Consider the following 8,912-nt stretch of genomic DNA (forward strand, 5'->3'; position numbering starts at 1 on the left):
ATAATATAAAATTCTCATCAAGTTATGGCATTGAGTCAACCGACCCCAGAGAGATTAACAAACGCATCTCTCGATGATATGACGAGACTGCGCCGAGGTGTTAGTGAAATTTTTCCCGAACAGCTTGATTCGCTGAACCCTGATGATAATTTTAACCAACGTTTGGCTCAATCTCATCAGCCTTTACGGGTTAAATTTGGCATAGACCCCACCGGAACCGATATTCATCTCGGACACAGTGTGGTTTTCCGCAAATTGCGCGATTTTCAAGATGCTGGACACACGGCTGTTCTAATTATTGGTGATTTTACCGCAAGAATTGGTGATCCGACAGGAAAATCTGAAGTTCGCAAGCAACTCACCCCCTCTCAAGTTCTACAAAACGCTCAAACTTATCTCGATCAAGTTCGTCCCATTCTTGATTTTGACACACCCGGACGCCTAGAAATTCGTTATAACTCAGAATGGCTCTCTCAGCTTGATTTGGCTAAAATTTTGGATTTACTCTCCACCATGACGGTTGGGCAAATGTTAGCTAAAGAAGGCTTTGCGTTACGCTACGAGACAGCAGCCCCGATTTATTTGCATGAATTTCTCTATCCTCTGATGCAAGGTTATGATTCGGTTGCCGTTGAAGCAGATGTTGAACTCGGAGGAACTGATCAAAAGTTTAACCTGGCTGTGGGTCGAGATTTACAACGCTATTTTGGACAAAAGCCTCAATTTGGTTTATTGATGCCGATTTTGATTGGCACCGATGGCGTTCAAAAAATGTCGAAATCTCTGGGAAATTATGTCGGACTCTCTGAAGATGCTCTGACCATGTATTCCAAATTGGAAAAAATCCCCGATGATTTAATTGTACAATATTTTGAACTTTTAACGAAACTTCCCCTCGATCAACTCCCTGAAAATCCCCGTGAACGACAAAAATTATTAGCCTTAGATGTTGTTTCCCAATATCATGGCAAAGATGCAGCGTTAGAAGCCCAAAAAGCCGCTTTAAACCTCACAGGCGGTAACGTTAAACAAGCAGAAGCGGTTCCTGAATTTTCCCTGGCTGAGATTGAATTTCCGGCGAAGTTATTCTATATTCTCAGTGTGAGTGGTTTGTGTAAAAGTGGCAGTGAAGCCCGACGACAAATGCAAGGGGGCGGCGTGCGACTGGATGGCGAACAAATGACCGATGCTGACTTAACTTTTGAGTCAATTAATGATTTAAACGGACGAGTCTTGCAACTGGGTAAAAAGAAATTTGTGCGCTTGGTAGGATAGATGAACACAGATAAAATTATTGTTCCTTTGGATGTTTCCAGCCTGGAAGATGCGATCGCATTAATTGACCAATTGCCTCAAGTTTCTTTCTGGAAAGTCGGTCTAGAACTGTTTGTCAGTAGCGGGCCGGAAATTTTAACCCAACTGAAACAACGACAAAAACGAATTTTTCTCGATCTGAAATTTCACGATATTCCCAATACTGTAGCAGGCGCTTGTCGGTCAGCCGCAAAGTATGGGGTTGATTTAATCACCATTCATGCAACCGCCGGAAAAGTGGCGTTAAAAGCGGCTCAAAATGCTATAATAGAGGGAGCAAATGCAGCCAATCAACCCCTCCCAAATTTAATCGCAATTACTCTATTAACCAGTCTGAATTCTCGTGAATTAGCCTTTGATTTAAACATCTCTTTAAAACTCCCAGAATATGCCCTGAAAATGGCGTTACTCGCCCAAGAAAGTGGGTTAGCGGGGGCGGTTTGTTCTCCCCAGGAAGTCGAACAATTACGCCGAACCTGTGGGGATGATTTCCTGTTAGTTTGTCCGGGAGTTCGACCCAGTTGGGCAGAAAAAGGCGATCAACAGCGTTCATTTACCCCTTCTCAAGCCTTTAAAGCCGGAGCTGATTACCTGGTCATCGGACGCCCGATAACCGCCTCAGAAGACCCCCTAGCTGCCTTACAACGCATTTGTCAGGAGATCTCTTAAACAGACGGGAGAAAGATTTTTGCGTTCAAACTTTTTTTCCCTCGAAATTTCGCGTTTTTTTTCGCCAGACCCTCTTGACTTTTTGGCTCGGCTACGGGTATGATTATCTTATAATGGGATGGTTGTGAAAAAAATATTTTTGCTTAGATCCGATTATAAAAAATACTATTCATAATTTACCAGCATTCGCCCCCCTTTGTCAACCCTCTTGACCGCGAGGGGAGACAGATTTTTAAATCCCATATAAGAAAAAACCGGGTTTTTTTAAATCCCATATCCCGATAAAAATAGAGAAACTCAAATCAATGAATTTCTCTATTCTAAAACAGAGAGCTATGAAAACGTGACTGATCTGACTACTAAGTTTGAGAAAAGATACCAAACAAACAGATCAAGGATTTGTTTGAGTGATTTCTTCTTTGAGTGAACACCCTGAGAAGGATATCTCTAGAATATTCTCAATTTAAAAATCATCACAGTCCCTTTTTTAAGTGACATTCCCAAGGCTCTTATCCGGGATAAAATCGATTAATTAGATTTCAGATATTCTTCTAAAGCATCAGAACCGCCAATTAATTTTCCATCTATAAAAACTTGCGGTGTTGAAGTTGCGCCTGTAGCCGCTTTGATCGAACGAGTTGAAATATCTTCACCGAGGAGAATTTCTTCAAACTCCCAACCCCGTTCTTTCAGCATTGATTTAGCTTTGATACAGTAGGGACAACCCACTTTACTAAACATTGTAATGGATTTCGGTTTAGTGGCGCTGGGGTTAATATAGTTGAGCATTGTTTCGGCATCCGATACCTCAAAAGGATCGCCGGGAACTTCCGGTTCGATGAACATTTTATCGATAACACCGTCTTTTACCAGCATTGAATAACGCCAGGAGCGCTTGCCAAAACCTAAATCGGCTTTATCGACTAACATTCCGATTTTTTCACTAAATTCGCCATTTCCATCAGGAATGAGTTTAACATTTTCAGCCTTTTGACTTTTTGCCCATTCATTCATGACAAAGGCATCATTAACAGAAAGACAAACAATATCATCAACGCCATTGGCTTTAAACGCGGGAGCCAATTCATTATAACCGGGGAGGTGAGTCGAAGAACAGGTTGGAGTAAAGGCACCCGGAAGGGAAAACACAATTACTGTTTTACCAGCAAACAATTCATTAGAAGAAATATCAACCCATTCATTATTCTGGCGGGTTCTGAATGTGACATCGGGAACTCGTTGGCCTTCACGATTTTCTAGCATAGAGGTTTTCTCCTGTTAAATGTGTTCGAGTTGAGTTTTCCAGAGTTGGGAAAGGGGTTAGGGGGACAAAGAAACTGGGTATTTTTCTAAAAAAGTCCCGCTTATCCCCATTACCATTTTTTTCGCCACTGTTATTATGCAGCGATCGCTTGCTCGTAGGGAACAAAAGATTTTTTACTCGCCCCACAAATGGGACAATACCAATCTTCGGGAATGTCTTCAAAGGCGGTTCCGGCTGCAATTCCAGAATCTGGATCGCCTTCGGTTGGATCGTAAATCATTGAACATTGCTTACAAATCCATTTGCCGCTACTGGCACTTTTTGCTGCGGGTTCTACGCCATCTAAAGCCTTTAACGCTTCGGTGTATTGGTTGGCGTGATGGTTTTCAATTGAGGTGAGGAAGCCGAAGTTTTGGGCGGCTTTGCGGAAAATTCCGGCGTGTTCACGGGATTCGGCGATTTGTTCTTCAAACTCTGCAACGGCTTTGTCATCGCGATCTTGACGGGCTTGGGTTGTGAATTCGGGATACATGGTGGTGTATTCGTAGGTTTCGCCCTCAATGGCTAACTCCAAACACCGGGAGATGATCGCTTTTTTCTCGTCTTCACTCAGGCTAGAAGCATCTTTGACGACTAACTCTGGGTGAATGAGGCGGAAATGGGCAAAGGCGTGTTCGGTTTCTTGGTTGGCGGTTTCCCGAAACAGTTTGGCGACATCGCTCATTCCCAATTGACGCGCTACTTCTGCAAAAAATAAGTATTTGCGGTTTGCCATAGACTCGCCTGCAAATGCGGCTTCTAGGTTTTTCGCGGTGTTGGAGTTTGACAGATCCATAGTGTTCTCCTCTGAGGATGTAAAGGTTTGATTGATTCCTTACTATCTCAGAATAATTCTGATTTAATAAAATGTCAAGTAAAAAACTAAAACAAAGATAATGTACCGTCTTTCCTTAGATGTGATATAATCTAGCTAAGGAAAGCCATATAAATAAAGCATCATGGTTAGCAATGCCAGTAAAGAAATAGAAGAGCGAATGCGAGCAAGGGGACTGAGGATCACCCCTCAACGCTTTGCGGTTTACGCCAACCTGTTGTCTCGTTTTGATCATCCGACTGTTGAGGAAATTCTGGTTGATGTTAACCGCGATTTGCCGATTTCTTCTAAAGCAACGGTTTATAGTGCGTTATCGGTGTTGCGAGAGGTGGGGTTAGTGCGGGAAGTTTTGTTAGAAGAAGGGGTGACTCGTTATGATGCGAAAGTCGAAGCCCATCATCATTTCTGCTGTCAAACTTGTGGCGTTATTCAAGATATTGACTGGGAAACTTTTAGTAATTTACCCTTAGATCGACTTCCAGAAGGGATTCGCGTTGAAAATTATGAAGTGATTATTAAAGGTGAATGCGATCGCTGTACAAATTCTTAGACAAATATTGTTGTAGGGGCGGGTTGATTACAGTTTACAGTTTACAGTTATACAGTGACCAGCTTTTACAGTTTACAGTTTACAGTTATGCAGTGACCAGTTTTTACAGTTTACAGTTTACAGTTATGCAGTGACCAGTTTTTACAGTTTACAGTTTACAGTTATTAGTTATTAGTTATCAGTTATCACTGTTGACTGTTGACTGGTCACTGTTCACTGTTCACTGTTCACTGTTTAAACCCGCCCCGCTTTCAAGAAATATTATGATTTTAGGGATTAAAAATCGCAATTAAAAACCCGGTTTATCAAAGAAACCGGGTTTTTCCAATATGCAGTTATGGCGATCGCTCAGTTAGAATTGTTTGCGCTTTCGCAAAGCAACACCTGTAACACCAAAGATAAAGAAAGCGACAAAGCTAGACGGTTCGGGTGCTTTGACTAAAACAGCATTGGTTTTCACTTCAACTAACGTTAAAGAAGTGTCTTCGCTAAAGTACCGAGAAAATTCACCCAAATATTCCGCAGTAATGAATTCTTGATTTCCCCCAAATTCTTGTTCGGAATAATCTAATAAAAAATTAAAGCCATCACTGGCTTGAACTTCAAAGAAGTCATCATTACCCGCAGTTTCTAACCGTCCAGAAATGGTTAAGAAATCAATGGGTTTCTGGGTTGAATCGTCAAAGAGGAAGAATGAAATATTACCCTGAGCAATTGCAGCTTCACCGGGAGGTTTTTCAATAGAGGTTTCCAGTTCCAAGGATGACAGAAAATCAAAAGAAAATGTTGAACCTGCTTCAATGTAAAATTGACGACCAATAACAGCAGCTTCACTTTCTGCAATCCCTACATATTTTTGTCCATCTCCTTCTGCTAAGGCAAAAGAAGAGTTGAATGCAAAGGGATGTATTTGGGCGAAGAAAGCGTTAGAATCTGCGCTCGCATACACCGAACCATCGGTACTGAGAGTAAAAACTTCACCATCTGTTAAAGTGCCAACACTGGAAGGAGCGTGACTAAAGCTGTGTAGAAAAGCGTTAGCAGAGGAAGAAGCAAAAGTCGCTGCTATGCTGGGTGAAGAAGTGACGGTCAACGTGGCCAAAACGGGAATTGAACCCAAAACAAGATTTAAACGCTGCTGGAATTTTTTAAGCATGACTGATGTTAATACTACTTTATTTTTATTTCTGAAAAGCCCTGACAGTTTTTCGGTGATCGGCTAAATTTTTTGATTTTTGGTTAGCCCGGTTGTTGTTGAAGAGAGTTGAAACTCTCATTTTCAAAGGAATTCTCAAGCTTTCCGAAGTGTTAATTTCTTGGACTTTTAACGGGTCTACCTATCTGTATAGATGCACTTGGACTCACAAAAAATCTCTATAGCTAGGACAAACGTCTAGCTGATGCTTTGCTGATCTTCCTAAATTAATGGATGATCTTCATGGATTGGTTATTTTTAGCTTAGTCTGCTCAACCACCTAAAAACAAGATAGTAATTTAAAAATCCCAACTTTTTTTGTAAAGGTTGAGTAAATTTAGATCGGCTTACCTAAAGACCAAAGATTATCAAATTCCTGTGAAATTGTTGTGACAATATGATGTTTTAGTCGAAAAATATACATTTCAAACGGTTGGGTTTGAGATTGCATAAAATCCTTCTAAACGCACCCCTATCGCCTCAATCTTTAACCGATGATTGCTCTGCAAAATCTGCCTCTATCCTCTGAATATAGGCGGTTAAGCCGGATCAAACAGATCAACTATAAATAAGTTGGTCTGAGGGTTGCTTCAATTGAACTTAGATTTTGAAAAATTGAAATTAATTTTAAATGTGTTAGAGTTGAGTTTTCAGTAGCAGAGAAATTAGACGGGGGAACAAAGAAACCGGGTATTTTTCAACAAAAGTCCCACTTATCCCCATTTCCGCTTTCTTCGCCACTGTTATTATCAAACAGAATTCAGGAGTCAGGAGCCAGAATTCAGAATTGAATTCTGTGCGAGTGGCAGATGAATAATTGGGTTGAAGACCCCCGCTAAATCTTCTATTTAGGGGTCTACAATCAGTGGCGGGTCCCAATCCCCCACTGATTGATTCTGACGGATGTATTCTGACGGATGTATTCTTCTTCAAGTAGCGATCGCTGTACGGAGGAGTAGAAAAATACTTTGAAGTATAAAAAAAGGAGATGTGATTATCCCCTTGACGTTTGAGATTTTAGATTTTGTCCGTTCAAGAAATATCATTTTTGTAGGGGCGGCTTTTTTCAGTCACCAGTCATCAGTAGGGGAAATTTATGAATTGCCTCTACCCGTCACCCGTTTTTTCAGTGAGCAGTTTTTTTACTGTTTACTGTTCACTGTATAAACCCGCCTCGCTTGATATCAGAGTAAGTTAGGATTGTTTGCGCTTTTTCAAAGCAACCCCTGTGACACCAAAGATAAAGAAAGCCACAAAACTCGAAGGTTCAGGTGCTTTGACCATAGCATAGTTAGTTTGGATTTCGACTAAAGTTAAAGAGGTATCTTCACTAAAGTATCGAGAAAATTCACCGAAATAAAGCCCACCCATCAACTTGAGATTATGCCCATAGTCGGCGTCGGAAGTAAACGCCGTTGAAGAGGTAAAGTTATCGCTGCTGTTAATCTCAAAAAAGTCATCGTTACCCGCAGTTTCTATCCGTCCAGAAATCGTGAAGAAATCAATCATCTGTTCGGTAGAATCCTCAAAGAGGAAGACGAACATATTACCCTCAGCAATGGCGGTTTTACCGACTGGACTGTCACTAGCGGTTTCCAGTTGAAACCGTGATCCAAAATCAAAAGAGAATGTTGAACCGGCTTCAATAAAAAAGTTAAGCCCAATAACAGCAGCTTGGCTGTTGGCAATACCGATATATTCTTGTCCGAATCCAGAGGCTTCTGCCACAGAAAAGTTGCGTGCAGAAGTAGGAGGAATTTCTATATTGAAGATCGCGTTCGTTGCTGCCGATGCGTCAACTGAACCGTTAGTTGCGAAAGTAAAAATCTCCGCATCGGTTAAGGTTTCAGTGCTTAAAGGATCGTGACTAAACCAATCTAAATAACCCTGGATAGCTGAACGAGCAAAAGTGTATGCAAGACTGGGTGAAGCCGTGAGGGTTAACGTAGCGAAAACGGAGATTGAACCCAAAACTAGATTTAAACGCTGCTGGAATTTTTTAAGCATGACTGATGTTAATACTACCTTATTTTTATTTCTGAAAAGCCCTGACAGTTTTTCGGTGTTCGGCTAAATTTTTTGATTTTAGGTTAGCCCGGTTGTTGTTGAAGAGAGTTGAAACTCTCATTTTTCAAGGAATTCTCAAGCTTTCCGAAGTGTTAATTTATTGAACTTTTAACGGGTCTACCTATCTGTATAGATGCACTTTGACTCACAAAAAATCTCTATAGCTAGGACAAACGTCTAGCTGATGCTTTGCTGATCTTCCTAAATTAATGGATGGTCTTCATGGATTGGTTATTTTTAGCTTAGTCTGCTCAACCACCTAAAAACAAGATAGTAATTTAAAAATTCCAACTTTTTTTGTAAAGCTTGAGTAAATTTAGATCGGCTTACCTAAAGACCAAAGATTATCAAATTCCTGTGAAATTGTTGTGACAAGACGATGTTTGAGTAGAAAAATATACATTTCAAACGGTTTGGCTTGAGATTGCACAAAATCCTTCTAAACACACCCCCATCGCCTCAATACTTAACCGATGATTGCTCTGCAAAATCTGCCTCTATCCTCTGAATATTGGCGGTTAAGCCGGATTAAACAGATAAACTATAAATAAGTTGGTCTGAGGGTTGCTTCAATTGAACTTAGATTTGGAAAAATTGAAATTAATTTAAAATGTGTTAGAGTTGAGTTTTCAGTAGCAGAGAAATTAGACGGGGGAACAAAGAAACCGGGTATTTTTCAACAAAAGTCCCACTTATCCCCATTTCCGCTTTCTTCGCCACTGCTATTATGTAGCGATCGCTGTACGGAGCAGTAGAAAAATACTTTGAAGTATAAAAAAAGGAGATGTGATTATCCCCTTGACGTTTGAGATTTTAGATTTTGTCCGTTCAAGAAATATCATTTTTGTAGGGGCGGCTTTTTTCAGTCACCAGTCATCAGTAGGGGAAATTTATGAATTGCCTCTACCCGTCACCCGTTTTTTCAGTGAGCAGTTTTTTTACTGTTTACTGTTCACTGTATAAACCCGCCTCGCTTGAT

General features: G+C 40.7%; 7 protein-coding genes. 3 read left to right on the forward strand and 4 right to left on the reverse strand.

The genetic code is table 11. The features are described from left to right. Nucleotides 1-24 precede the first annotated feature (24 nt). Together tyrS and pyrF are read left to right on the forward strand one after the other, a co-directional pair. A complete protein-coding gene (gene tyrS / locus WN50_RS16645; RefSeq protein ID WP_046282285.1) occupies nucleotides 25-1,275 on the forward strand; it encodes a tyrosine--tRNA ligase in 1,251 nt (416 codons plus the stop codon). Beyond that, nucleotides 1,276-1,983, forward strand: a complete 708-nt coding sequence (gene pyrF / locus WN50_RS16650) for an orotidine-5'-phosphate decarboxylase (RefSeq protein WP_046282286.1) — start codon at nucleotides 1,276-1,278, stop codon at nucleotides 1,981-1,983. It abuts the gene before it with no gap. A 528-nt stretch (nucleotides 1,984-2,511) separates the two neighbouring features. Here pyrF and WN50_RS16655 read toward each other — a convergent pair. Both WN50_RS16655 and WN50_RS37155 read right to left on the reverse strand, forming a co-directional pair. Beyond that, complete coding sequence (locus WN50_RS16655) at nucleotides 2,512-3,246, reverse strand: glutathione peroxidase (protein WP_046282287.1); 735 nt, start codon at nucleotides 3,244-3,246, stop codon at nucleotides 2,512-2,514. A gap of 134 nt (nucleotides 3,247-3,380) precedes the next feature. After that, on the reverse strand, nucleotides 3,381-4,082 hold the full coding sequence (locus WN50_RS37155; RefSeq protein ID WP_046282288.1) for a rubrerythrin family protein: 702 nt from the start codon (nucleotides 4,080-4,082) through the stop codon (nucleotides 3,381-3,383). Between the two features lie 163 nt (nucleotides 4,083-4,245). On the opposite strand from WN50_RS37155, the gene WN50_RS16665 reads away from it, so the two are divergent. After that, entirely contained in the window at nucleotides 4,246-4,671 is a 426-nt protein-coding gene (locus WN50_RS16665) for a Fur family transcriptional regulator (protein WP_046282289.1), read from the forward strand. Between the two features lie 352 nt (nucleotides 4,672-5,023). Here WN50_RS16665 and WN50_RS16670 read toward each other — a convergent pair whose 3' ends face one another. Continuing rightward, on the reverse strand, nucleotides 5,024-5,827 hold the full coding sequence (locus tag WN50_RS16670) for a hypothetical protein (protein WP_046282290.1): 804 nt from the start codon (nucleotides 5,825-5,827) through the stop codon (nucleotides 5,024-5,026). 1,233 nt (nucleotides 5,828-7,060) lie between these two features. After that, entirely contained in the window at nucleotides 7,061-7,873 is an 813-nt protein-coding gene (locus WN50_RS16675; RefSeq protein WP_046282067.1) for a hypothetical protein, read from the reverse strand. Between the last annotated feature and the right edge of the window lie 1,039 nt (nucleotides 7,874-8,912).

It is taken from the genome of Limnoraphis robusta CS-951 (genome assembly GCF_000972705.2).

Coding starts and splice junctions, on each gene's coding strand:
- pyrF (WP_046282286.1), top strand. CDS start 1,276: ATGAACACAGATAAAATTATTGTTCCTTTGGATGTTTCCAGCCTGGAA.
- tyrS (WP_046282285.1), top strand. CDS start 25: ATGGCATTGAGTCAACCGACCCCAGAGAGATTAACAAACGCATCTCTC.
- WN50_RS16655 (WP_046282287.1), bottom strand. CDS start 3,246: ATGCTAGAAAATCGTGAAGGCCAACGAGTTCCCGATGTCACATTCAGA.
- WN50_RS16665 (WP_046282289.1), top strand. CDS start 4,246: ATGGTTAGCAATGCCAGTAAAGAAATAGAAGAGCGAATGCGAGCAAGG.
- WN50_RS37155 (WP_046282288.1), bottom strand. CDS start 4,082: ATGGATCTGTCAAACTCCAACACCGCGAAAAACCTAGAAGCCGCATTT.
- WN50_RS16675 (WP_046282067.1), bottom strand. CDS start 7,873: ATGCTTAAAAAATTCCAGCAGCGTTTAAATCTAGTTTTGGGTTCAATC.
- WN50_RS16670 (WP_046282290.1), bottom strand. CDS start 5,827: ATGCTTAAAAAATTCCAGCAGCGTTTAAATCTTGTTTTGGGTTCAATT.